We start from the raw sequence: 23,662 nt of genomic DNA, 5'->3' as shown, positions 1-23,662 counted from the left end.
GACCATCGCGCGACGGAACGATGGGCCCTCGGGACAAGCCCGAGGGTGACGGAAGAAGGGGGCTAGATGACGCCCAGTTCCTTGCCCGCCGTCGTAAAGGCCGCGACCGTGCGGTCGATCTGTTCGAACGTATGGGCCGCCGACATCTGGGTGCGGATGCGGGCCTGGCCGCGCGGCACGACCGGGAAGCTGAAGCCGATCACATAGACGCCCAGCTCCAGCGACCGGGCCGCGAAGTCCTGGGCCAGTTTGGCGTCGCCCAGCATGACCGGGATGATCGGATGCTCGCCGTCCAGCAGGGTGAAGCCGGCGTCGGCCATGGCCCCGCGATAGCGATGGGCGTTGGCGGACAGGCGGGTGCGCAGGCGGTCGCCCTCCTCGCCCTGGGCGATGCGGATCGCCTCCAGCGACGAGCCGCAGACGGCCGGCGACAGGGCGTTGGAGAACAGATAGGGCCGCGCCCGCTGTTTCAGCAGATCGACCACGGCCTTCCTGGCGCAGATGAAGCCGCCCATGGCGCCGCCCAGGGCCTTGCCGAAGGTGCCGGTGACGAAGTCCACCTCGATGCCGTGATAGGCGAAGGAGCCCCGCCCCTGCGGACCCAGGAAGCCGGTGGCGTGGCAGTCGTCGACCATGATCAGGGCGTCGTACTTGTCGGCCAGGGCGCGGATGTCCTTCAGCCGGGCGATATAGCCGTCCATCGAGAAGGCGCCGTCGGTAGCGATGATGATGTCGCGGGCGCCGGCCTCGCGGGCCTCCTTCAGCCGGGTTTCCAGCTCGTCCATGTCCGAATTGGCGAACCGATACCGCTTGGCCTTGCACAGCCGCACCCCGTCGATGATCGAGGCGTGGTTCAGGCTGTCGGAGACGATGGCGTCGTTCTCGCCGAACAGGGGCTCGAAGATCCCGCCGTTGGCGTCGAAGGCGGCGGCGAACAGGATGGCGTCCTCGAAGCCCAGATAGGCGGCGATGGCCCCTTCCAGCTCCTTGTGGATCTCCATCGTGCCGCAGATGAAGCGGACCGAGGCCGTGCCCGCGCCCCACTTGGCTTGCGCGGCCATGCCGGCCTGGGTGACGCGCTCGTCGCCGGCCAGGCCCAGATAGTTGTTGGCGCAGAAGTTCAGCACCTCGCGCCCCGCCACCTGGATCACCGGCCCCTGGCGGGAAGCGATGACGCGCTCGGGCTTGGTCAGGCCCTGGGCGTCGATGTCGGACAGTTCAGCGGAGACGCGGTCGTAGAACGAATGGGTCATGAGGCGCGACCTACGCCGAAAACCGATCCGTTTCCAGCCGCCTTCCGACGTCCGTCCGCCACACTTCTGTCAGGTCGCGGCCTGGGGATCGGCCTCGGCGCGAATGGGGCTGACACGAACCTTGCCGCCGCAGGGTTCGAAGGCGAACGGCAGGCTGATCGTCGCCGTGTCTCCGGGGGCGGTGGCGCGCAGGGTCGCCGCGCTGGGGCAGGATTTCTGCATGGTCTCGTCCGGCACCACGGTCCAGGCCACCTCGAAATAGGCCTTGGCCTGGGGCGCGACATTGACCGGCGTCGGGGCCTGGCCCTGACGGAAATAGCTGCCGGGGCTCTGGTCGGCGCGGATCGCGGTCAGGGGCCGCCCCTGCCCGTCCAGCAGGGTCACGCCCGGATAACCGGTCAGGCTGCAGGCCTGGGTTCCCACGTTCTGGAGGCTGAAGTTGCGGATGCGGTTGCCCGCCCCGGCGTCGCCGCCCTCGGCCGCCAGTTTCAGCTGCGGGCCCTTGCAGGGCATGGAGGCGGGCAGGACGCCGCCCGGCGCGGGCGTGGGCGTCTGACCCGGCATGGGCTGGGGACCGGGGGTCATGCCAGACATCGGGGCGGAGGCCGGACGCGAGCACCGCTCCAGCACGGCGACGCCGACGTCCTCGTTCGGCCCCAGACGGCTCAGGGTCGCGCTCTCCTGCCCGTCGCGGTTCGCCGTCCACCATTCGACGCCGGACCCGACATAGCGGGCGCCGCTGGCGGCCTGAGCGGTGCGCAGGGTGTAGCTCTGGCCCTTGTAGGTCAGCTGGGCTGTCGAACTGTCGGGATAGGCCGCCTCGACCGTCGCCCCGCTCTCGCAGGCGTAGCCGACGCCCGGGGCGGTCGGGGCCGGCGCGGCCTGGGGCTCGACCGGGGCGACCGGCTGTTCGGGTTCAGCCTGCTGGCAGGCGGCGACGCCGACCAGGGCGGCGATGGCGACATAAGCGGTAAGGCGACGCATCATGGTTAAGTCTCTCCCGTTCGCCGGGCTTAACGGCGCAGGTCGCGAAAGGCTCCGCTTGGCCGATCAGGGATCGCGCCTAGTGCGCCTCTTGGGGCGTCTCCATCAGTTCGATCAGCACCCCGCCCATCGCCTTCGGATGCAGAAAGACGACCGGCGTGCCGTGAGCGCCGATGCGCGGTTCGCCCGTGCCCAGAATGGTCACCCCCTTGGCCCGCATCTCGGCGACGGCGGCGTGGATGTCGGCGACCTCGAAACAGACGTGGTGCTGACCGCCCTTGGGGTTCTTGGCCAGGAAGCCGACGATGGGGCTGGTCTCGTCATAGGGTTCGATCAGTTCGATCTGGGCCGTCGGCGTATCGACGAAACAGACCTTCACCCCCTGGGCCGGAAGGTCGAACGGCGCGCCGATCTTCGTCGCCCCCAGCACGTCGCGATACAGTTTGATCGACTCGGCGATGGAGGGCGTGGCGACGCCGACGTGGTTCAGGGCGCCGATCATGGCTTGTCCTTCTTGAACACGGGCTGGGCGTAACCCAGCCGCTGGTTCAGCTTCTCGATCAGGTCGACCGCCGTGTCGGCGATGGCCGAGCCCGGCGGATAGACGGCCGCCGCCCCCATATCGAGCAGGGGCTGGACGTCGGACGGCGGGATGACGCCCCCGACCACGATCATGATGTCGGGCCGGCCCAGCTTCTCCAGCTCGGCCTTCAGCTCGGGAACCAGGGTCAGATGCCCGGCGGCCAGCGAACTGGCGCCCACCGCATGGACGCCCTTCTCCACCGCATCCTTGGCCGCCTCGGCCGGGGTCTGGAACAGACTGCCCGCCGTGACGTCGAAACCCAGATCGCCGTAGCCGGTGGCCACCACCTTCTGGCCCCGGTCGTGCCCGTCCTGCCCCAGCTTGGCGATCAGGATGCGCGGCGGGCCGCCGTCGTTCTCGACGAAGGTCGCCACCATGTCGCGGGCGCGGGCGAAGCGGGGATCGGCCCCCGCCTCCTTCGCATAGACGCCCGACACGGTCTGGACCGTGGCGACGTGACGGCCGAAGGCGGCCTCCAGCGCGTCGGAGATCTCGCCCACCGTCGCCTTGGCGCGGGCGGCCCGGACCGCCAGTTCCAGCAGATTGGCGTCGCCCCGCGCCCCGTCGGTCAGGGCCTGCAGCGCCGCATCGGTCGCCGCCTGGTCTCGCTCGGCCCGCAAGCGCTTCAGCTTGTCGATCTGGGCCGCCAGCACGGCCGCATTGTCGACCTTCAGCATCGGAATATCGTCGACGACGGGGTTCAGATATTTGTTCACCCCGACCACCGTCTGCTGACCGGTGTCGATCCGCGCCTGGGTCTTGGCCGCCGATTCCTCGATCCGCAGCTTTGGAATTCCGGCCTCGATGGCCTTGGCCATGCCGCCCAGGGCCTCGACCTCGGCCATATGGGCGCGGGCGCGTTCCGCCAGTTCGTGGGTCAGACGCTCGACGTAGAAGCTGCCGCCCCAGGGGTCGATCACCTTGGTCAGGCCCGTCTCCTGTTGCAGCAGGATCTGGGTGTTGCGCGCGATCCGGGCCGAGAAGTCGGTCGGCAGGGCCAGGGCCTCGTCCAGAGCGTTGGTGTGCAGCGACTGCGTCTGCCCGCCCGCCGCCGCCATGGCCTCGACCATGGTGCGGGGCACGTTGTTGAACACGTCCTGCGCCGCCAGGCTCCAGCCCGAGGTCTGACAGTGGGCGCGCAGGGACAGGGACTTGGGATCGACCCCGCCCTCCTTCCGCACCGCCTCGGCCCACAACAGGCGGCCGGCCCGCATCTTGGCCACCTCCATGAAATAGTTCATGCCGATAGCCCAGAAGAAGCTCAGGCGCGGCGCGAACCGGTCGATGGGCATCCCCGCCGCGACGCCCGCGCGCAGATATTCGATCCCGTCCGACAGGGTGTAGGCCAGCTCGATATCCGCCGAGGCCCCCGCCTCCTGCATGTGATAGCCGCTGATCGAGATCGAGTTGAACTTGGGCGCCTCGGCCGCCGTCCAGGCGAAGATGTCCGCGATGATCCGCATCGAGGGCTCGGGCGGATAGATATAGGTGTTGCGGACCATGAACTCCTTGAGGATGTCGTTCTGGATGGTCCCGGTCAGTTTGGCGTGGGGCACGCCCTGCTCCTCGGCCGCGACGACATAGAGGGCCAGGATCGGCAGAACCGCCCCGTTCATCGTCATCGACACCGACATCTGGTCCAGCGGGATCCCGTCGAACAGGGTCCGCATGTCGTAGATGCTGTCGATGGCCACGCCCGCCATGCCGACGTCGCCCTTCACCCGCGGGTGGTCGCTGTCATAGCCCCGGTGCGTCGCCAGATCGAAGGCGATCGACAGGCCCTTCTGACCGGCCGCCAGATTGCGGCGATAGAAGGCGTTGGACTCCTCGGCGGTCGAGAAGCCGGCGTATTGCCGGATGGTCCACGGATTGCCCGCATACATGGTCGGATAGGGACCGCGCAGGAAGGGGGCGAAGCCCGGCAGGCCGTGCTGGTGATCCAGTTCGTCCAGTCCCTCGGCCCCATAGGCGGTCTCGACCGTCAGTCCCTCGGGCGTCAGCCAGGGATCGCGCGCCGGCCCCTGCCCCGTCGCGTCGAGGCTCAGCTGGATGCGGGTGAAGTCGGGGAAGCTCATTGGCCCGCCTCCTCGAAGGCTGCGGCGAACCGGATCGGGGTCAGGGGTTCGCAGACCGTCTCGACCGGCGCAGCGGCCCTATCGGCCGCCTCGACCGGCGCCGAACGCACATCCGCATCGACATATTTGGTCACGCCGATGATCTGGGTCGCGCCGTTCTTCAGCGCCGCTTCCCGAACTGCGCGGGCGCGGGCGATGCGGGGCTGGATGACCGAGCCCTTCAGGGCCTCGACCAGACCGCCCTCGGCCTCGATCATCTGGAACTCGGCCCAGCCGGCCTCGGCCAGATCACGGGTGCGGGCGTCCAGATACCAGGACCCGGCCGCCGGATCGTCGACCCGGCCCAGATTGGCCTCCTCCATCAGCACCAGCTGGGTGTTCCTCGCCTGCCGCCTCGCGAAGGCGTCGGGTACGCCTGCGGCGCGGGTGAATCCGTCCAGCACCACCACATCCGCCCCGCCCACGGCCCCGGCGAAGCCCGCCGCCGTCAGCCGCAGCAGATTGGGCCAGGGATCGCGAGCCGACAGCATCCGCCGCGACGACCGCGCCTCGATCACCGCCGGAACCTCGACGCCGAACGCCCGGGTCAGGCTGGCCCAGATCAGCCGCATGGCCCGGACCTTGGCCAGGCTGTCGAAGTATTCCGCATCGACCGACAGGCCGACCACAGTCCCGCGCAGGGCCGCCTCGACCGACAGTCCGGCCTCGACCGCCGCCTTCGCATGGGCCACCGCGCTGGCGGCGGCGAAGGCCAGTTCCTGCGCCGCCGATCCGCCCGCCTCGTGCGCCACGCGCCCGCTGGCCAGGAAGAAGCGCGCCTCGGGATAGGCGCCCGCATGGCGCGCCGCCGTCTCGGCCGCCAGTTTCAGGTGATCCTCGACCGGGCGAGGCGATCCGCCCGCCTCGGCGAAGGCCGAGACCGGGTCCATGTGGAAGCGCAGCTGGGCGCGCGGCGCGCCCTTGGCGACGACCGCCAGATGATCCGCCGCCGCCGGACCGTCGATCCCCGCGTCCAGGGCGACCGGGGCCAGCTCCAGCGCCACCCCTTCCAGCGCCCGGCCCAGTGACCCGGCGTCGCCCAGCACGGCCCCCTTCAGCAGGACCGAGGCCGCGCCGTTCTCCAGATCGGTCAACACCGCCGCATTGACCGCCTCGGCCTGATCCCCCTCGACCAGGGTTCGCAGATCCCAGGCCCGCCCTTCGGAATCGGACGGACGCGGGGCGAAGATCGGCTGCACCCCGGTCGCACCCGCGTAGAGGGGCCGAGTGACCAGTTGGTCCGCGTCCAGATGCATCAGGGACTCGATCGGCCGGTCCTTCAGCGCCTTCTGGGCGGACTCGCGCCATTCGAGGGGGGTGGGGGTTGGGAAGGTCATGCGGCGCTTCCCTCGCCAATGCGACGTGAAGAACCCCTCCACCGCTTCGCGGTCCCCCTCCCCGCTTCGCAGGGAGGAGAGGCGTCCGACGCTCGTCTCCTCCCCATGCAATAGGGAGGTGGCTCGGAGCGAAGCGGAGAGACGGAGGGGCTCTTCAACGCGAGCATCACCCGAACTCCACCAGCACGTCATCCGCCGCCACCGGATCCCCGTCCTTGGCCCCGACCGCCTTCACCACCCCGTCGCGTTCGGCCTTCAGGATGTTCTGCATCTTCATGGCCTCGATGACGGCGACGGTCTCGCCGGTCTTGACCTCCTGGCCCACGACCACCGGGATCGACACCACCAGACCCGGCATCGGCGACAGCACCAGTTTCGACGTATCCGGCGCGACCTTCTCCGGCAGGCGCGCATACAGTTCGGCGACGTGCGGACGCAGCACCCGCACCCGCACCCTGGCCGCGCGATGACGGATGTCGAAGCCGTCGGCGGTGCGCTTCACCTCGGCGGTGAAGGGTTCGTCGTCCAGTTCGGCCCGGAACTGGGCCAGGCCGGGCCGCCAGTCGATCTCCGACAGACGGATGTCGCCCCCGCCCGTCAGGGTCAGGATCATCTCCTCGTCCGCGTCATAGGACAGCTCGACCCCGTGCGGCGTGCCCGCTCCAGGGCCTTGGGCGATCATGACGATCCAGTCGGTGCGGTCGGACGGGTCGCCGTCCTGTTCGGCGATGACCTCGTGCATGGCCATGGCCGTGGCGATCAGGATCCGCTCCTGCTGCTGCGTCGGCCGCAGACCGTGGAAGCCGTCCGGGAACTCGTCCTTGATATAGGAGGTCGACAGCTCGCCCGACTTGAACCGGTCCTGATCCATCACCGCCGCCAGGAAGGGCACATTGTGCCCCAGGCCCGACAGGTGGGTGTCCTCCAGCGCCCGGGCCATGCCCTCGACCGCCGCCGCCCGCGTCTCGCCCCAGGCGCACAGTTTGGCGATCATCGGGTCGTAGAACATGCTGATCTCGTCGCCCTCGCGAACGCCGGAATCGTTGCGCACGACGTAGCCGTTCTGCTCCCCCTCCTCCGGCTGTTCGTAGCGAACCAGTCGGCCGATCGAGGGTAGGAAGCCGCGATAGGGATCCTCGGCGTAGATGCGGCTCTCGATGGCCCAGCCGTCGATCTTCAGATCCTTCTGTTCGAAGGCCAGGGTCTCGCCCCAGGCCGAGCGGATCATCTGTTCGACCAGATCGACGCCGGTGATCAGCTCCGTCACCGGATGCTCGACCTGCAGCCGGGTGTTCATCTCCAGGAAGTAGAAGCTCTTGTCCTGCCCCGCCACGAACTCGACCGTGCCGGCGCTGTCATAGTTGACCGCCTGGGCCAGGGCGACGGCCTGCGCCCCCATGGCCGCTCGGGTCGTCTCGTCCAGCAGGGGGGACGGCGCCTCCTCGATGACCTTCTGGTTGCGGCGCTGGATCGAGCATTCGCGCTCGAACAGGTGGACGACATGGCCGTGCTTGTCGCCCAGCACCTGGATCTCGATGTGGCGCGGATCAACGATGAACTTCTCTAGGAAGACCCGGTCGTCGCCGAAGGCGTTCAGCGCCTCGGCCTTCACCGCCGCGAACCCCTCGGCCATGTCGGCGTCCGAATGGGCGACGCGGATGCCCTTGCCGCCGCCGCCGGCGCTCGCCTTGATCATGACCGGATAGCCGATCTCGCGGGCGATGGTGACCGCCTCCTCCGGCGTCTCGATCAGCCCCATATGGCCCGGCACGGTCGAGACTCCCGCCTCGGCCGCCAGCTTCTTGGAGCTGATCTTGTCACCCATGGCCTCGATGGCCTCGGGATTTGGGCCGATAAAGGCGATGCCCTCGTCGCGCAGCCGCCGGGCGAAGCCGGCGTTCTCGCTCAGGAAGCCGAAGCCCGGATGCACGGCCTCGGCCCCCGTCTGGCGCACCGCCTCGACGATCCTGTCCGCCAGCAGATAGGACTGGGCTGCCGGCGCCGGCCCGATCAGCACCGCCTCGTCGGCCATCTCGACCGCCAGCGACCCGGCGTCGGCCTCCGAATAGACCTGCACGGTCTTGATGCCCATGCGGCGGCAGGTCTTGATGATCCGAACCGCGATCTCGCCGCGATTGGCGATGAGGATTTTGGAGAACATGAAAGGCTCAGTTTCGCGTTGAGTTCGGCCGTGATGCGAGCGCCTGACGTAGGCGCGCCACAAAGGCGTCTTCAGGATCATTGATGGGGACGAGGGACTGCATATTCAGGGAAAAACGTTCCCGAGCCCGGTTCTGGGTGCGGAACTCTACGTCGATTTGAAGCGGAAACCCGCCGCTGGCCGGATAGAGGGTCCCATTCGAATTCCGGAACGCCAGCAAGGTTTGGCCGACTTCAAGAATATACGGCCTGGCGCACTCTCCTCCGCCCAAACCCGCAGTGTCGGAAGCAGCGATGAAGGCAAACCCTTGATCGCCGGGGCGATCAGGCAACCAATCCGGCAAGGCGTTGATCGTCGCCCAACTTGTTGGCTGAATCTCCACTGGAAGCGCCGCCGGGCTATACCCCCTGACTCTAAGGTCTCCAGCCTGGAGATAATCGGGCAGAGGTCGGCCAACCTTCAGCGTTTCAACCGGCTCAAGCTTGAACACGAACTCGTCGGTGTACTCGGGATAGTCCGAAGGCACCTTCAAGTCTCCATAGTTGAGATACCAGGAGCCCTCCGAATAGGTCCGGTTGACGAGGTGTCTGGCAGCCACCCTCACGATTTGGATGGACTCGGCCTTGGCGGCAATCTGGGTGGTCAGGTCCCCGCCGACATAGCGCCCATTGTCTGCAAAGGTCATGACTGAACAGGCATTTGCTGTTCCGCCCATCACGATGATGACGCCCCCACACACCGCAGCGACGATCGACCCTATGCGCTTTGAAGTCTGCGCTCTAATCATGTCAGGCGTCCTTCAGGCTGAAATCTTCCAGCCAACCGGCTAGGCTTTTGGCGTCGGTGTCTTGGGTGATTATATAGGCAGGCAAAAGCGCCAGAACGGCCTCACGGTCGGATTCGACCCACGTCTGGAAATGCGACGCCTCCAACTTCTGGCGCACTACATCGCCACTGGTCATCCAGCCAGCGTAAGGCTCACGGATCACGCGCCTCAAAAACTCGGGCAGTATCCGAGGAACTATTTTTTCCGACATGATGGTCGTCGTGGCGCGCCATATCGTGAGGTCGACATCTCGATCGGACCATTCCTCGGGACGTGCCGCGTCCATTCGGATCAGCCGTTCGCTGTCCTCATTTCGCGAGCAATAGATCGCAGCCGGATCGATATCTCCGAGCGTTCTCATCACAGCGGAATATTGTCGTGCTTCTTCCAGGGGTTCTCCTGGACCTTGCCCTTCAGCGTCCGCAACGCCTTCACCAGCCGCCGTCGCGTGCCGTGGGGCATGATGACGTCGTCGATATAGCCCAGGCCCGCCGCCACGAAGGGGTTGGCGAAACGGTCCTTGTATTCGGCCTCGCGCGCGGCCAGGGCTGCGGGGTCGCCGGCCTCCTTGCGGAAGATGATCTCGACCGCCCCCTTGGCGCCCATGACGGCGATCTCGGCCGAGGGCCAGGCGTAGTTGACGTCGCCGCGCAGGTGTTTCGAGCTCATCACGTCATAGGCGCCGCCATAGGCCTTGCGCGTGATGACGGTCAGTTTCGGCACCGTCGCCTCGGCATAGGCGAACAGCAGCTTGGCCCCGTGCTTGATCAGGGCGCCGTACTCCTGCTTCGTCCCCGGCATGAAGCCCGGCACGTCGACGAAGGTGACGATGGGAATGCCGAAGGCGTCGCAGAAGCGGACGAACCGCGCGGCCTTGCGGCTTGAATCGATGTCCAGCACCCCCGCCAGCACCTGGGGCTGGTTGGCGACGATCCCGACCGGCTGGCCGTCCAGACGCCCGAAGCCGGTGACGATGTTCTTGGCGAAGTCGGCGCCGATCTCGAAGAAGTCGGCCTCGTCCACCGTCTTCAGGATCAGTTCCTTCATGTCATAGGGCTGGTTCGGATTGGCGGGGACCAGGGTGTCCAGCGAGGCCTCGTCCCGCTCCGGCTCGTCATAGCTCTCGCGCACCGGCGGTTTTTCGCGGTTCGACAGGGGCAGGAAGCCGATCAGGCGGCGCACCTCGGACAGGGCCTCCAGATCATTGTCGAACGCCCCGTCCGCCACGCCCGACTTTCCGGCGTGGACGCGGGCGCCGCCCAGGTCCTCGTGGCTGACGACCTCGTTGGTGACCGTCTTCACCACGTCGGGGCCGGTCACATACATGTAGGAGGTGTCCTTCACCATGAAGATGAAGTCGGTGATGGCCGGCGAATAGACGTCGCCGCCCGCGCACGGCCCCATGATCACGCTGATCTGGGGAATGACGCCGCTGGCCAGGGTGTTCTGCAGGAAGATGTCGGCGTAGCCGGCCAGGCTCTCGACCCCTTCCTGGATCCGCGCCCCGCCCGCGTCGAACAGGCCGATGATCGGCGCCCCCGTCGTCAGGGCCATCTTCTGCAGCTTGACGATCTTTGCCGCGTGCGCCCCCGACAGCGAGCCGCCGAAGACGGTGAAGTCCTTGGAGAAGACATAGACCAGCCGCCCGCCGATCGTGCCGCGCCCGGTCACCACCCCGTCGCCCGGCACGCGTTGATGTTGCATGCCGAAGTCGTGGCTGCGGTGCTCCACGAACATATCGGTCTCCTCGAAGGAGCCCTCGTCCAGCAGCACGTCGATGCGTTCGCGCGCCGTCAGCTTGCCCTTGGCGTGCTGGGCGGCGATACGCGTCTCGCCTCCGCCCAGCTTGGCGGCGGCGCGGCGGCGCTCCAGTTCTTCGAGAATGGCCTGCGTCATTCCTGTTCGACCTCCGGTTCGTGGGCTATGGGTGACCGCTTCATCGCAAGTATGCAAACGCAACTTCGCAAAAGATGTGGAGCTGCGGGGGTTTGCAAAGGACGACGGCTTGATCTGCGAAGTTGCGAATGGCTGAGAAGCTTTTTCTGGGCGCCAAGCTGAGGAAGCTGCGCGAGGCGCGCGGCTGGACGCTGGAAGCCTGCGCCGAACGGCTGGGCCTGTCGCCCTCCTATCTGTCGCAGCTGGAGACCAACCAGCGGCCGGCGACGGCGCGGGTGCTGATCGCCCTGACCCGCGCCTTCCACGTCGACGCCAGCCTGTTCGATCTGGAGGGCGACGCCCGGCTGCTGGCCGACCTGCGCGAAGCCACCACGGACATCGCCGGACAGGCGGAACCGCCCACCGCCGCCGAGCTGAAACAGGCCGTGGTCAATGCGCCGAAACTGGCGCGGCAGTTCCTGGCCCTGCATCAGGCCTTCCGTCAGATGGACGAGCGGGTGAAGGCGCTGGACGAAACCCTGGGCCGCGACGAACTGGGCGCCAGCGTCGCCCTGCTGCCCTATGAGGAGGTCCGCGACTTCTTCCACTACCGCGACAACTATATCGACAGCCTGGACACGGCGGCCGAGGCCCTGGCCGCGACCCTGCCCAACGAGGGCCAGATCGAACGGGCGCTGGAGACGGCCCTGGCCCGGATCCACGGCGTCCGAGTGGTCAATGTGGCGGGTCAGGAGGCCCTGCGTCGCTATGATCCCGTCAGCCGCGTCCTGACGCTGGACGCCTGGCGGCCCGGCGCGACCCGGTCCTTCCAGCTGGCGCACCAGCTGGCCCTGCTGTCCTTCCGCGACCTGATCGAGACCGAGCTGGACCAGGCCGCCTTCCGCACCGAGGCGGCGCGCGACGTGGCCCGCGTCGGCCTGGCCAACTACGCCGCCGGCGCCCTGCTGCTGCCCTATCGCGCCTTCCTGGAGGCGGCGCGCGAGGAGAAGCACGACATCGACCGGCTGCGCACCCGGTTCCAGGTCAGTTTCGAACAGGTCTGCCACCGGCTGTCGAACCTGCAGCGCCCCGGCTGGCGCGGCGTGCCCTTCTATTTCGCCCGCGTCGACATGGCCGGCAACATCACCAAGCGGCACAGCGCCACCCGCTTCCAGTTCGCCCGGTTCGGCGGCGCCTGCCCCCTGTGGAACGTGCACGAAGCCTTCGCCACGCCCGACCGGATCGGGGTGCAGCTGGCCGAGATGCCGGACGGATCCCGCTACATCTCCATCGCCCGCAGCGTGTCCAAGCCCAGCGGCTCCTACCTCGCCGAGGATCGCCGCTACGCCCTGTCCCTGGGCTGCGAGGTCGAACACGCCGGGTCCCTGGTCTATGCCGCCGGTCTGGACCTGAACGGCCCCGCGACCCGGATCGGCGTCAGTTGCCGCATCTGCGAGCGCACCGACTGCACCCAGCGCGCCTTCCCGCCCCTGGGCCGCGCCCTGCGGGTGCCAGAGAACGAGCGCGGCGTCGTGCCCTATGTGCTGGATGGACCGGGGCCGGACCGCTATTGATCGGGGCATGACCTCACACGATCCGATCGGCGTCGCCGTCCTGGGCTACGGCCTGGCGGGACAGACCTTCCACGCCCCCCTGATCCGGGCCACGCCTGGCCTGACCCTGCGCGCCGTCGTCTCGTCCCGGCCCGAGGCGGTCCACGCCGACCTGCCCGACGTGGAAGTCCTGCCCGATCTGGACGCCGCCCTGGCCCGCGCCGACATCGGCCTGATCGTCGTGGCCACGCCCGACGCCCTGCACGCCGAACAGGCGATCGCCGCCCTGAAGGCCGGCAAGTCGGTGGTCGTCGACAAACCCTTCGCCGTCACCCTCGAGCAGGCCGAGGCCGTCGCCGCCGTGGCGGCCGAGGCGCCGGGCGTGTTCAGCGTCTTCCAGAACCGCCGCTGGGACGCCGACTTCCTGACCTTGCGCCGCCTGATCGCCGAGGGCGAACTGGGCCAGGTCGCCGTGTTCGAAAGCCATTACGACCGCTTCCGCCCCGCCGTCACCGACCGCTGGAAGGACAAGAGAGACGGCGGCGTCTGGGCCGACCTTGGCCCCCATCTGGTCGATCAGGCGGTGCAACTGTTCGGCGCGCCTCTGGGCGTCTATGCCGATCTGCAGGCCCAGCGCGTAGGGGCGACGGCCATCGACTACGCCCACGTCCTGCTGCGTTACGACCGGCTGCGGGTGATCCTGAACATGGGCCATCTCGCCGCCGAATCCGGCCTGCGCTACGTCGTCCACGGCACGGGCGGCAGTTTCGTCAAACACGGGCTGGACGCCCAGGAGGGCCAGTCCAAGGCCGGCCTGCGCCCCGGCGACCCCGACTGGGGTCTGGACCCGTCGCCCGGCGTCCTGAGCCAACTGATCGACGGCGAGACCGTCCGCACCACGCCGACGCCCGAACGCGGCGACTATCCCGCCTTCTACGCCGCCGTGCGCGACGCCGTTCTGGGCGAGGGTCCGCCGCCCGTCCCCGCCGACCAGGCCCTGACCGTCATGCGGATCCTGGACGCCGGCCTGCGCAGCGCGGCCGAGGGGCGAGAAATCGTTCTGTAGGCATCGCCCGGTCTAACGCCCCACAGGCTTCGCCCCTTGAAAGAAAAACATACTTAAGAGCAACTTCAGGTTGATTTATTGAGCCCAAGATAACACGTTATGCGTGCAATCAGGAGGATTTCATGTCCGTCACCGTAACGCTCCACATCTACTCCGGCCGACCCGACCCTAAGTGGACCCTGACCGTCGAACAGGCGCAGGCGCTGAACGACGCCCTATTGCGACCCGGCGACGCCTTCGGCATTGAACCCTCGGGTCCGCCGAGCGCACTGGGTTTTCGCGGATTTACCATCGAGACCGCCAGCAAAGGCCTCCTGCCGACACGCGCCTTCATCTACAATCGGCAGTTGACGCGCCAGGACGACAGTCTTGTCACAATGCCCGACCATTCCGTTGAACGTTTCCTGCTGGACAGCGCCGGATCGGCTGTGTCCGACGCAGCGAGGGAAGTGGTTCTGCAGGCTCTGGACGGTTTTCAGAACCCACCGGCTCCAAACGCCCTAGCCGCCCCTCATTACGACCCGGGACGTTGGAACGACGACCCGTTCATCATGCGCAACAACAATTGCTACAACTACGCCAACGACCTGATCACCAACTCCTTCGCCCAGCCGGGTCGCGGCAGCGGCCAGATGTACACGCAGTTCAGCTGCGATAATGTGGGAGCCGCCTCGGTACGGGACGGCCAGGCGCCGACGCCCGATCCTGATAGGAATCCGGACGTCGGCCAAATCATCTGTCTGGTCATCTGGCCGAATGAAGATTTCCACTGGTACCGCAAGGACGCCAACGACTATTGGTCCCACAAGCCCGGATCGACCCCCGCCACGAACCTAGACGGCGCGGGAAACCCCATCAGAAATCCCGAAACCTGCGACCGGCGGCCCTATATCAACTTCTGCGGCTATTACTTCTGTGATCCCGCCACAGTGACGATCCTTTGAGCTGAGCGGGCGAGCCGGCGGACGCCAAGCTGCCGCCTCGCCTAACCGCGAGTTCATCCGCTCGCCTCAATCCCGACGCAATCCGCTACGCATGTAACGCTACAAATGTAGCGGACATGAAACGGAGAAGCGCGTGATCGAGTCCCTGCCCCGCCGAGAGCGCGAGGTCTTCGAGACCCTGTGTCGGCTCGAAGCCGGCACGGCGGCCGCCGTGCGCAACGCCCTGTCCGACCCGCTCAGCGATTCCGCCGTCCGCACCCTGCTGTCGCGGCTCGACGCCAAGGGCCTGGTCGAACGGGCCTCGGGTCCGGACGGCTATGTCTACAGCCCGGTCCAGCGCACCGAGACGGTCGCCGCCGGCGCCCTGCAGCGGATGATCGACACCTTCTTCGCCGGATCGGCCGCCAGCGCCGCCACAGCCCTGCTGGGGCTGGGCCAGACCCTGACGCCGGACGAGGCCGCCGCCCTGGAGCGCGCCATCGACGACGCCGTGGAGCGCAAGTCGTGAGCTGGGCCCTGTTGCTGTCCCTGCTGGTCAAGTCCAGCCTGATCGCCGGCGCCGGCCTGGTCTGTTCGCGCCTGCTGGCCCAGCGGCCGGTCGACCGGGTCGACATCCTGCGCGGCGTGACCGTCCTGCTGCTGGCCCTGCCGGTGGTGATGGCGATCCTACCGTCGCTGAAACTGGCGCTTCTGCCCGCCGCCGCCCCCCTGCCCACGTCACCGGCCTTGCCGATGTGGCAGGGCGAGGTCGGCCCCATCGCCGGGGTCGAGGTCTCGGGCGCCCTGCCCTGGCCCACGGCCGTCCTGGTCATCGGAACCGTCTGGCTGGTCGGGAGCGCCGCCGTCGCCGGTCGGCTGCTGCTGGGGCTGCACACCCTGGCTCGCTGGACCCGCGCTGGCCGCGCCGTGAAATGCCCCGTCTGGCTGACCGCGCTGGAGACCCAGACGTCCGGCGATCGCCCTCGCCTGGTCGCCAGCGATCACCTGTCCGGCCCGCTCAGCTGGGGCGCGACGCCCGGCGTCATCCTGGTCGATCCGGCCAGCCTGGTCGAGCGCCAGGCCGCGCCCGCCATCCTCGCCCACGAACTGGCCCATCTGCGGCGCAAGGACTGGGTCTTCCTGATCCTGTCGCGGATCAGCCTGGCCCTGTTCTGGTTCAATCCGCTGGTCTGGCGCCTGCATATCGAACTGGTCGCCCGATCCGAGGAGGCGGCCGACGCCGCAGCCCTGACCACAGTGGATCGCCAAGTCTACGCCCGCACCCTGGTCCGCCTGGCCGCCCATCCCGCCCCTCGTTTCATCCCGTGCGCCGCCAGCCCCATGGCCGCCGACGCCCACACCCTGAAGACAAGGATCGCCTGCATCATGTCGAACGTTCCGTCCCGCCGTCGCCCACTGACCGTCGCCCTGACCGTGGCCGCCCTCGCCGCCGTCGCCACGCCCCTGGCCGCCCTCGAACTGAGCCGGCAGGGCTGGGAGGCGCCCGTCGCACCGCCGGCCCCGCCCGAAGCCCCCCTGCCGCCCACACCGCCGGAACCGCCCGCTCCCTGGTCGAGCGCCGAGATCCCCGCACCGCCCGCACCGCCCGCGCCGCCCGCGCCGCCTGCCCCTCCCGCTCCGCCTGCTCCGCCTGCTCCGCCTGCTCCGCCTGCCCCCCCGACCTACAGTTCGAGCCACGTCTACGTCCGGACCGCCACGCCGGAAGAGGAGCGCGTCGCCATGATGGCCCGCGCCCAGGCGGAAGACGCGCGCGCCCGAGCTGAAACCTCCCGCGCCCAGGCCGCCGAATCCCGCCGTCAAGCCGATGAAGCGCGCCAACAGGCCGATGAGGCGCGTCAACAGGCCGAGATCGCCCGGAATGCGGGCGCTCAGGCCCGCATCTCGGCGGAGGCCGTCAGAGTGCATGCGCAGCAGGTTCGACAGGCGGCCGAACGGACGCGGGAACAGGCGGGCCGCCAAAGGGTACAGGCCCGCCTCGACATGGGCCGCGGCGCCGAGGGCCTGCGCAAGGGCGCCGACGACATGCGCGCCGAAGCGACGCGCCTGCGCGATCCCGCCTATCGCGCTCGCCAGATCGCCGAGAACCGTGCACGCGGAAACACCGTCACGGACGCCGAACTGATCGCCCTCAGCCGGGATCTCCCGATCCGCGCCGACGATCTGGAACGCCAGGCCGACCGCCTGGCGCGCGAGGCTCGCAACCCGACCTGACCGGCTTCGGCTTCAAGCCGGCGTCACCCGCCCCCGACGGGGGCGGGTCTTTCACTCAGGCCGTGGCCATCATCCAGTGCCGGAAGGCGTCGGCGTCGGCCTGGGCGCCGAAATGGATGTTGTCGGCCATGGGGTAGAACCAGCCCTGTCCCGGTCGCGCGGTCAGCCAGGCGACCCACTGTCCCCGGACGACGGGCCCGCGATCCGGCAGGCTGAGAGTGATGATCCGGTCCCGCATGCGGGCCCACTCGGTCGACGTCAGCTGTTTCATGAGCCCGGTAGAAGGCGGTTCGTCGACAGAGTCGATGCGCGACGTCCGGTTCTCAACAGTTTGGTGCGGGCGGCCGGGATCGAACCGGCAAGGGCTTTCGCCCGGCAGATTTTAAGTCTGCTGCGTCTACCAGTTTCGCCACGCCCGCGAACCGGTCCGGCTCTATAGACAGAACCGGACCGCGCCTCCAAGCGGCCTAATGGCCCGAGGTCGCCACAGGCGCGTTCGCCGGCCGCATGGCGCGGAAATCGACGTCGGAATCGGCGATCAACCAGACCAGACCGGCCCAGGCGGCGACGTTCTGGCTCAGCTGCGCCGGGTCGATCTTGTCCAGGGTGTCATTGGCCGTGTGGTGCAGGTCGAAATAGCGGGTTCCGTCCTGGGCCAGGCCGAAGAAGGGCACGCCCAGCGGCCCCATCGGGCCGACATCGACGCCGCCCTCGGTCTCGACCGCGTTCGAGGCCAGGACGCCGATCGGATACAGAACCCGCGTCGCCGCCTTCTGGAAGGCGGAGCCTTGGGCGCCCGCCGGCAGGCGCAGCGCATAGACCCGGTCGGCGCCGAAATCGCTCTCGCCCGCGATGATGTGTTTCTCCAGCGCCGCCCCCTGATTGCGGGCGTAGACCCCGCCGCCGTTGCCGGTCTGGGGCGTCGGCTGGGACACTTCCTCGGAACCATAGAAGATGACGCGGATGGTCCGGGCCGGACGGCGCCCGCTGTCGGCGATGGCCTTGGCCGCCGCGACCGTAATGGCGCCGCCCGCCCCGTCGTCGATGGCGCCCGTGCCCAGGTCCCAGCTGTCCATGTGCGAACCCAGCACGATCACCTCGTCCGGCCGGGTCGCGCCGGGCAGGTCGCCGATGACGTTCTGGCTGTGGGTCTCGTAGGTATGGGCGGTCGAGGTCAGTTTCAGTCGAACAGGCTCGCCCATGGCGATCAGACGGCTGACCTGATCGGCGTCAGGCGCGGCCAGGGCGAAGGACGGAATGGTCGGCTTGCCGTCGACATAGCGGGTGGTGCCGGTGTGGGGCATCCGGTCCTCGTCCGATCCGACCGAACGCATGACGAAGGCCGACGCCCCCTTGGTCGCCGCCACGCCTGGGCCGGCGCCGCGCACGCGGGTCTGGGGACCATAGCCCGAGCCGTCCTGCATGGCGTGCATCTGCCCCAGATCGACATAGACGATCTTGCCGCGAACGGCGGTGTCGGACGCGGCCTGCAGATCCTCCAGGCTGGAGAAACGGATCACGTCCGCCTCGACCCCGCCGCGCGGCGTCGCCGGCGAATGGCCCAGGGCGGCGGCGACCAGGGTCTGTGCGTTGCGGCCGACGATGGCCGCGGAGCCTTCGCCTCGCTCCCAGCCGACCAGCGGGAACTGTTCGATGCGGACGTTCTGGAAGCCGTTGGCGCGCAGATAGTCGGCGGCCCAGGCGGCTGCGTCCTGTTCCGACTTGGACCCCGCCGGACGCGCCCCGAAACGGGTCGTCAGCTGGGTGACATAGTCCAGGGCGATGTTCGACCTCAGCGCGGCGTCGCGGACGGCGATGGCCCGGTCCACCGTCACGGCGTCCTGGGCCTGGACCTGGGAAGCGGCAGCGACGAGCCCAAGCGCGAGCGCGCTGACGGTCAACAGGCGAAGGGGCATCGGCAGGCTCCAGACTCGGGGAAGAGCCGGACCCTAGAAAACCTCAGCCGTTCTGGAAATAGGGTTCGACAACGCCCTGCAGCTTGACCGTCAGGGCCTTGCCCTTGCGGTCGACCCGGTTGCCCAGGGCCAGACGCACCCAGCCCTCGGAGACGCAATATTCCTCGACGTTGGTCTTTTCCTCGCCCTTGAAGCGGATGCCGACGCCGCGTTGCAGCACGTCCGCGTCATGGAAGGGGCTAGACGGATCGACGGAAAGGCGGTCGGGAGGCGTGTCGGACATGATCGTTCGGCGGGCTCGAATATCGGGAAGGCGCGGTGATAGCCGCGACCGGGGCTGATGCCAACCGAAACCGCCGATCAGAACAGGTGGTGATGATGTGCGACCAGCGCGATCCAGCCGGCCGCCAGCGTCGGCGCGGCGAGCAGCAGGGCCCGCCGGAAGCGGTGGGCGATATACAAAACCTCGCCGATCATGGCGCGTCGTCCTCGATGCAATCGCTCTCTGAAGGAGCGTGCGAGGATAATCCGACCGAATGGTTAGCTTGTCGAGATCATCCGAATACGCATGAATCCGGATCGGATCACTGCACCGTCTGGCGCGGCTGGGCGTTGGCGGCGCCGGAGGGCTGATAGGCCTGAGGACCGGCGGCGGCCGGCGTCGAGGCGGCGGGTCGCGTGGCGGGGCGGGCGGCGGGGCGACGGGCCGGCTGGCGCGCCGCAGGACGCGACGCCTGGGCGGCCGGAGCGGCGACGGGCGTTACGGTTCCGGGCGTCGCGGCCGGCTGGACCGCCGGGGTCGCGGCGGGCGGCGGCGCGGCGGCCTCCGCAGCCGCGGCGCGAGCGGCCATCTGCTGCGCCTGGAAACGGGCGGCCAGCTTCTCGGTCAGTTCCTTGGCCTGGGGCGGCGTCATCTGGGCCATGACGGCGGCCAAGGTGCGAGGACGCATGGCGGCCGCGACGGGCAGGCGCACCCGATCCTCCAGCGAGGCCATGACCGGCGCGGCCTCCTTGGGCCGCATGGCGGAATAGACCTGGACCAGACGGTCGATTTCGGCCTTTTCGCGCTCGTCGACCTGACCCAGCATCTGTTTCATCTCGGTCTTCAGCGCTTCCAGCGCCTGGACCTTGGCGTCCAGCTTCTGTTCGGCGGCGACCATCAGCGGCAAGGTGGTGGCGAAGTCCTGGTCCCGCGCGTCCAGTTCGGTGCGGCGCGCCGACAGCGACTGAATGATCTTCAGCTCGGCCGGCGAGATGCCCGCCTGTTGGGCCAGCTGTTCCGGCGACAGGGCGCAGGTGCCGGCAGGGGCCGGCTTGGGCGGCGCGCCTGCGGCGGCGGGTGCGGCCTCCTCGGCCCAGGCCTTGGCGCCCTCGAACAGGCCCGGGGCGACGCCGACGGCGCGCACGGCGACCACCCCGCCGATGGCGACGGCGATCAGGGGCAGAAGGCGGGGGATGCGGGCCATGGACTGGGGTTCCGAACTCAGGCGGCGAACAGATCGTCGTCGAGATTACGACGCGCGGCGTTGAGGCTTTGTTTTGCAGTTTGGTTAGCGGAGCCCACGGCGGTCAGGGCCTGGACGATGGCGGCGACATTATCGCGCCCGGTCGGAGCCGCGCGCTGCGGGGTCGTGGGAGCGGCCATGCCCTGAATGCGCTCGGCCAGGGCCGCCATGCGACGGGCGCGTTCGTCGTCGTCGTTCACCAGGGCGGCGGGCGTGGCGACCGGGCGCGCGGCCTCCATGCGCGGCGCAGGCTCTTCCTCGCGAACGCGCGTCGGAGCGGCGGGCGCGCGGGCGATCAGCACCTCGAGCTGCTGCTTCACCTCGCGGGCCTTGATGATCCGGTCGTGCAGCAGGTCCGTTTCCTGACCGGAGGCGCGCAGGGTCGCCAGCGCCGTCTCGGCGCGACCTGCGGCGGCGTTCAGTTCGGTCACCGCCTGCGCGAAGGCCACCTGGCCGGCGCGAAAGGCCGCCAGCTTGCGTTCCAGCTTGACGCCGTAACCGACCGCCGCGACCAGCAGCAGCATCAGAACCCCGTCCATGATCATGCCGGCCATCAGCGGGGTCCTCTTATGCGGGATGCGATTTCCGGGTTCACCGGACCTTCGATGCGGACTGCGATATGCTGCCCCTTGCGGCCCATGCGGCCGGTGGTCAGGGGAATGGCGCCGGCGCGGATCGAGACTTCCGAATCCGGCGTGGCGTTCAGCATCATCGTGTCGCCGACCTTCAGGTTCAACACGGTGGATAGGGGCATCATCTGCTCGTCCAGCACGGCCCTAACCTCGGTCTCCGTCGTCCAGATTTCGGTGGCCAAGTGGCCTTCCCAGATGTTGTCGCGGCCGAACTTCTCGCCCATGAACTGTTGCAGCAGCATCTTGCGGATCGGCTCCAGCGTCGCATAGGGCAGCAGCAGCTCGATCCGGCCGCCGCGATCCTCCATGTCAATCCGCAGCTTGATCAGGATGGCCGCATTGGCCGGACGCGCGATGGCGGCGAAGCGAGGATTGGTCTCCAGACGATCCAGATTGAAGTGGACAGGCGTCAGGGGCTCGAACGCCTGACGGGCGTCGTTCAGCACCACCTCGACCATCCGCTGCACCAGAACCCGCTCGATGGTGGTGTAGGGCCGGCCTTCGATGCGCAGGGCCGCCGTGCCGCGACGGCCGCCCAGCAGCACGTCGACGATCGAATAGATCAGGTTGGAATCGACCGTCAGCAGGCCGTAGTTGTCCAGCTCCTCGGCCCGGAACACCGCCAGGATGGCCGGCAGGGGGATGGAGTTCAGATAGTCGCCGAACCGGATCGACGAGATATTGTCCAGCGACACCTCGACGTTGTCCGAGGTGAAGTTCCGCAAGCTCGTCGTCATCAGCCGCACCAGGCGGTCGAACACGATCTCCAGCATCGGCAGGCGTTCGTACGAGACGAGCGCCGAGTTGATGATGGCCCGGATGCCGGATTTTTCGGAGCCGTCGTCGTCGCCCAGATCGAAGCCCAGCAGGCTGTCGATCTCATCCTGGTTCAGGACGCGTTCGGACAGGGCGTCCGTGGGATCGCCGAGGCCGCCGAAGGGATCAGACGAAACGTCGGTCATGCCTACTGCACCAGCATTTCTTCGATCAGCACGGCGTCGACCTTGCCGGGGGCGGCGATCATGTTGATCCGACGCAGCAGCTCGGCGCGCAACTGATAGGTGCCGGCCGAGCCGCTGAGATCCTCGGGACGCAGTTCGCGCACGAAGCCGGTGAACATGTCCTGGAGGCGCGGCATTTCGGACTGCAGGTGCGTCGCCACCTCGGCGTCGTGCATCTCCAGCGTCAGTTTCAGCTTCAGGAAGGTCGGCCGACCGTCGGGCGACTGAATATTCATCACCATGTCCGGCAGGGTGTAGAAGGTGACGCCGTCGGGGCCTTCAGCAATCTTGCCCAGCGCCGGATCGGCCTCGGCGCCGTCCGCAGGCGCGCCGTGCCCGCCGCCCTCGGCCTTCTTAGCCTCGCCATGACCGCCCTTGGCGTCGGCCTTCTCCTCGCCATGGCCGGCGGCGGCCGCCTCCTCTCCATGGGCCTCGGCGGGCTTGGGCTTCAACATGAAGAAGGCCGCGGCCCCGCCGCCGCCCAGCACCACAATGGCGACAGGCGCTATGATGAACAGGATCGGCAGCTTCTTTTTCTTCGGCGCGCCCTCTTCGCCCTCGACGCCCTCGCCTTCCTGCACGGCGGGCAGATTGGCGTCGGCGTTCGCCTCGCCCTTCTTCTTGCCAAACTTGAACATACGCGCGCCCCGAAGAATCTCATGGGGAAGATCGGCCGGGTTTGGTTAACGCGACGTTTACAAACGGCAGTTTTTGCCGGGCGCCGCCAAGCTTGAACCGGCTCAAACCCGCATTCCGCCTGGGTTAACCCTGTTGGCACGACCGTTGCGAGGGTCGAAGCGAAGGAGCATGCCCTCGTGGAAAACGCCGCCTATATCGGATTGTCCCGTCAGATGACGCTGCGCCGCGAGCTCGACATCGTGGCCAACAACATCGCCAACGCCAACACGACCGGCTTCAAGGTCGAACAGCTGATGGTCGGCACGGAGATCGGCGAGCGTGCGCGCAACGACGCCATTCGCCCCTCGGCCAGCTTCGTGCTGGACAACGGCGTCGGTCGCGATTTCGGCCAGGGCTCCATGTCGCAGACGGGCCGCACCCTGGACTTCGCCATCGCCGGCGAGGGCGCCTTCTTCACCGTTCGCGACGGCGCCAACGGCGAGGCCTATACCCGCGACGGCGCCTTCACCATGGATCCCGAAGGCCGGCTGACGACCAAACAGGGCCAGGCCGTGCTCGGCGGCGGCGCCGAGATCGTGCTGAACCCCGAACTGGGCCCTCCGACCGTGGGCGCGGACGGCACCATCACCCAGGACGGCCAGATCGTCGGCCAGATGTCGGTCGTGCGCTTCGACGCCCTGGGCGTGCTCGAGAAAGGCGGCGACGGCCTTTATCGCAACACCTCGAACGCCCAGCCGATCCAGGCGACGGACGCCCAGATCCATCAGGGTTCGCTGGAAGCCTCCAACGTCAACTCGCTGGTCGAGATCACCAACCTCGTCGAGATCAACCGCGCCTACGAAAGCGTCACGCGGATGATCGAGAACACTACCGACCTCAGCCGTCGCGCCGTCGAGCGCCTCGGCAAGGCCGCTTAAGGGAGAGCCGGACAATGCGCGCGCTCAGAACCGCAGCCTCGGGCATGGCCGCCCAACAGCTGAACGTGGAGGTCATCTCCAACAACATCGCCAACATGAACACGGTGGGCTTCAAGAAGCAGCGCGCCGAGTTCCAGGACCTGCT

23 protein-coding genes and 1 tRNA gene are annotated in these 23,662 nt (G+C 68.2%); 7 read left to right on the top strand and 17 right to left on the bottom strand.

Annotation, left to right across the window (positions count from 1 at the left end; genetic code table 11):
- Positions 1-62: 62 nt before the first annotated feature.
- The 9 genes from ACIQ1T_RS03440 to ACIQ1T_RS03400 form a co-directional block, all read right to left on the bottom strand.
- Positions 63-1,253 (bottom strand): glycine C-acetyltransferase, encoded by a 1,191-nt coding sequence (locus tag ACIQ1T_RS03440; RefSeq protein ID WP_395943134.1) that lies wholly within the window; start codon positions 1,251-1,253, stop codon positions 63-65.
- Between the two features lie 69 nt (positions 1,254-1,322).
- On the bottom strand, positions 1,323-2,240 hold the full coding sequence (locus tag ACIQ1T_RS03435; protein WP_395943133.1) for a DUF4232 domain-containing protein: 918 nt from the start codon (positions 2,238-2,240) through the stop codon (positions 1,323-1,325).
- 76 nt (positions 2,241-2,316) lie between these two features.
- Complete coding sequence (mce, locus tag ACIQ1T_RS03430) at positions 2,317-2,739, bottom strand: methylmalonyl-CoA epimerase (protein ID WP_395943132.1); 423 nt, start codon at positions 2,737-2,739, stop codon at positions 2,317-2,319.
- A complete protein-coding gene (scpA, locus tag ACIQ1T_RS03425; protein ID WP_395943131.1) occupies positions 2,736-4,895 on the bottom strand; it encodes a methylmalonyl-CoA mutase in 2,160 nt (719 codons plus the stop codon). The genes mce and scpA overlap by 4 nt, the downstream gene beginning before the upstream one ends.
- The gene (locus tag ACIQ1T_RS03420; RefSeq protein ID WP_395943130.1) at positions 4,892-6,271 is read right to left on the bottom strand and encodes a methylmalonyl-CoA mutase family protein; all 1,380 of its coding nucleotides are present in this window, start codon (positions 6,269-6,271) and stop codon (positions 4,892-4,894) included. Before ACIQ1T_RS03420 ends, scpA begins: the two co-directional genes overlap by 4 nt.
- A 166-nt stretch (positions 6,272-6,437) precedes the next feature.
- Positions 6,438-8,432: an acetyl-CoA carboxylase biotin carboxylase subunit gene (locus ACIQ1T_RS03415; RefSeq protein ID WP_395943129.1), complete on the bottom strand. Its 1,995-nt coding sequence runs from the start codon at positions 8,430-8,432 to the stop codon at positions 6,438-6,440.
- A 7-nt stretch (positions 8,433-8,439) separates the two neighbouring features.
- Positions 8,440-9,219 (bottom strand): hypothetical protein, encoded by a 780-nt coding sequence (locus tag ACIQ1T_RS03410; RefSeq protein WP_395943128.1) that lies wholly within the window; start codon positions 9,217-9,219, stop codon positions 8,440-8,442.
- 1 nt (position 9,220) lies between these two features.
- Positions 9,221-9,619: a hypothetical protein gene (locus tag ACIQ1T_RS03405; protein ID WP_395943127.1), complete on the bottom strand. Its 399-nt coding sequence runs from the start codon at positions 9,617-9,619 to the stop codon at positions 9,221-9,223.
- Entirely contained in the window at positions 9,619-11,154 is a 1,536-nt protein-coding gene (locus tag ACIQ1T_RS03400; RefSeq protein ID WP_395943126.1) for an acyl-CoA carboxylase subunit beta, read from the bottom strand. Before ACIQ1T_RS03400 ends, ACIQ1T_RS03405 begins: the two co-directional genes overlap by 1 nt.
- Positions 11,155-11,282: 128 nt before the next feature.
- Here ACIQ1T_RS03400 and ACIQ1T_RS03395 point away from each other — a divergent pair, with 128 nt between their 5' ends.
- The 5 genes from ACIQ1T_RS03395 to ACIQ1T_RS03375 all read left to right on the top strand — a co-directional run bounded on the left by ACIQ1T_RS03395 (position 11,283) and on the right by ACIQ1T_RS03375 (position 16,907).
- Positions 11,283-12,707 carry a short-chain fatty acyl-CoA regulator family protein gene (locus ACIQ1T_RS03395; protein WP_395943125.1) on the top strand — a complete coding sequence of 475 codons (1,425 nt, stop codon included), beginning with the start codon at positions 11,283-11,285 and terminating at the stop codon, positions 12,705-12,707.
- Between the two features lie 7 nt (positions 12,708-12,714).
- Positions 12,715-13,752, top strand: a complete 1,038-nt coding sequence (locus ACIQ1T_RS03390; RefSeq protein ID WP_395943124.1) for an oxidoreductase — start codon at positions 12,715-12,717, stop codon at positions 13,750-13,752.
- A 122-nt stretch (positions 13,753-13,874) separates the two neighbouring features.
- Complete coding sequence (locus ACIQ1T_RS03385) at positions 13,875-14,696, top strand: hypothetical protein (protein WP_395943123.1); 822 nt, start codon at positions 13,875-13,877, stop codon at positions 14,694-14,696.
- 133 nt (positions 14,697-14,829) lie between these two features.
- Entirely contained in the window at positions 14,830-15,204 is a 375-nt protein-coding gene (locus ACIQ1T_RS03380; protein WP_395943122.1) for a BlaI/MecI/CopY family transcriptional regulator, read from the top strand.
- Positions 15,201-16,907 carry a M56 family metallopeptidase gene (locus tag ACIQ1T_RS03375; RefSeq protein WP_395943121.1) on the top strand — a complete coding sequence of 569 codons (1,707 nt, stop codon included), beginning with the start codon at positions 15,201-15,203 and terminating at the stop codon, positions 16,905-16,907. The genes ACIQ1T_RS03380 and ACIQ1T_RS03375 overlap by 4 nt, the downstream gene beginning before the upstream one ends.
- A gap of 55 nt (positions 16,908-16,962) precedes the next feature.
- Here the strand turns inward: ACIQ1T_RS03375 and ACIQ1T_RS03370 are convergent, their stop codons facing one another.
- The 8 genes from ACIQ1T_RS03370 to ACIQ1T_RS03335 form a co-directional block, all read right to left on the bottom strand.
- On the bottom strand, positions 16,963-17,178 hold the full coding sequence (locus tag ACIQ1T_RS03370) for a hypothetical protein (RefSeq protein ID WP_395943120.1): 216 nt from the start codon (positions 17,176-17,178) through the stop codon (positions 16,963-16,965).
- A gap of 61 nt (positions 17,179-17,239) precedes the next feature.
- Positions 17,240-17,326: transfer RNA gene (locus ACIQ1T_RS03365), tRNA-Leu, on the bottom strand.
- Positions 17,327-17,374: 48 nt separating this feature from the next.
- Complete coding sequence (locus ACIQ1T_RS03360; RefSeq protein WP_395943119.1) at positions 17,375-18,823, bottom strand: M20/M25/M40 family metallo-hydrolase; 1,449 nt, start codon at positions 18,821-18,823, stop codon at positions 17,375-17,377.
- Between the two features lie 43 nt (positions 18,824-18,866).
- Positions 18,867-19,106, bottom strand: a complete 240-nt coding sequence (locus ACIQ1T_RS03355; protein WP_304936870.1) for a DUF3297 family protein — start codon at positions 19,104-19,106, stop codon at positions 18,867-18,869.
- A gap of 301 nt (positions 19,107-19,407) precedes the next feature.
- Entirely contained in the window at positions 19,408-20,289 is an 882-nt protein-coding gene (locus ACIQ1T_RS03350; protein ID WP_395943118.1) for a MotE family protein, read from the bottom strand.
- A 17-nt stretch (positions 20,290-20,306) separates the two neighbouring features.
- Positions 20,307-20,882, bottom strand: a complete 576-nt coding sequence (locus ACIQ1T_RS03345) for a DUF6468 domain-containing protein (protein ID WP_395943117.1) — start codon at positions 20,880-20,882, stop codon at positions 20,307-20,309.
- Positions 20,882-21,922 (bottom strand): flagellar motor switch protein FliM, encoded by a 1,041-nt coding sequence (fliM, locus tag ACIQ1T_RS03340; protein WP_395943116.1) that lies wholly within the window; start codon positions 21,920-21,922, stop codon positions 20,882-20,884. The genes ACIQ1T_RS03345 and fliM overlap by 1 nt, the downstream gene beginning before the upstream one ends.
- Before the next feature lie 2 nt (positions 21,923-21,924).
- A complete protein-coding gene (locus ACIQ1T_RS03335) occupies positions 21,925-22,599 on the bottom strand; it encodes a flagellar basal body-associated FliL family protein (protein ID WP_395943115.1) in 675 nt (224 codons plus the stop codon).
- A 177-nt stretch (positions 22,600-22,776) separates the two neighbouring features.
- Between ACIQ1T_RS03335 and flgF the strand changes: the two genes are divergently transcribed.
- Together flgF and ACIQ1T_RS03325 are read left to right on the top strand one after the other, a co-directional pair.
- The gene (flgF, locus tag ACIQ1T_RS03330) at positions 22,777-23,517 is read left to right on the top strand and encodes a flagellar basal-body rod protein FlgF (protein ID WP_395943114.1); all 741 of its coding nucleotides are present in this window, start codon (positions 22,777-22,779) and stop codon (positions 23,515-23,517) included.
- A gap of 14 nt (positions 23,518-23,531) precedes the next feature.
- Positions 23,532-23,662 (top strand): flagellar basal body protein (locus tag ACIQ1T_RS03325; RefSeq protein ID WP_395943454.1); only part of this gene is annotated, 131 nt, incomplete at its 3' end.

The organism is Brevundimonas sp. (assembly GCF_044336875.1).
GTDB lineage: Bacteria > Pseudomonadota > Alphaproteobacteria > Caulobacterales > Caulobacteraceae > Brevundimonas.
The sequence above is the reverse complement of the archived record's forward strand: the minus strand, read 5'-3'. Positions and strand labels throughout refer to the sequence as shown.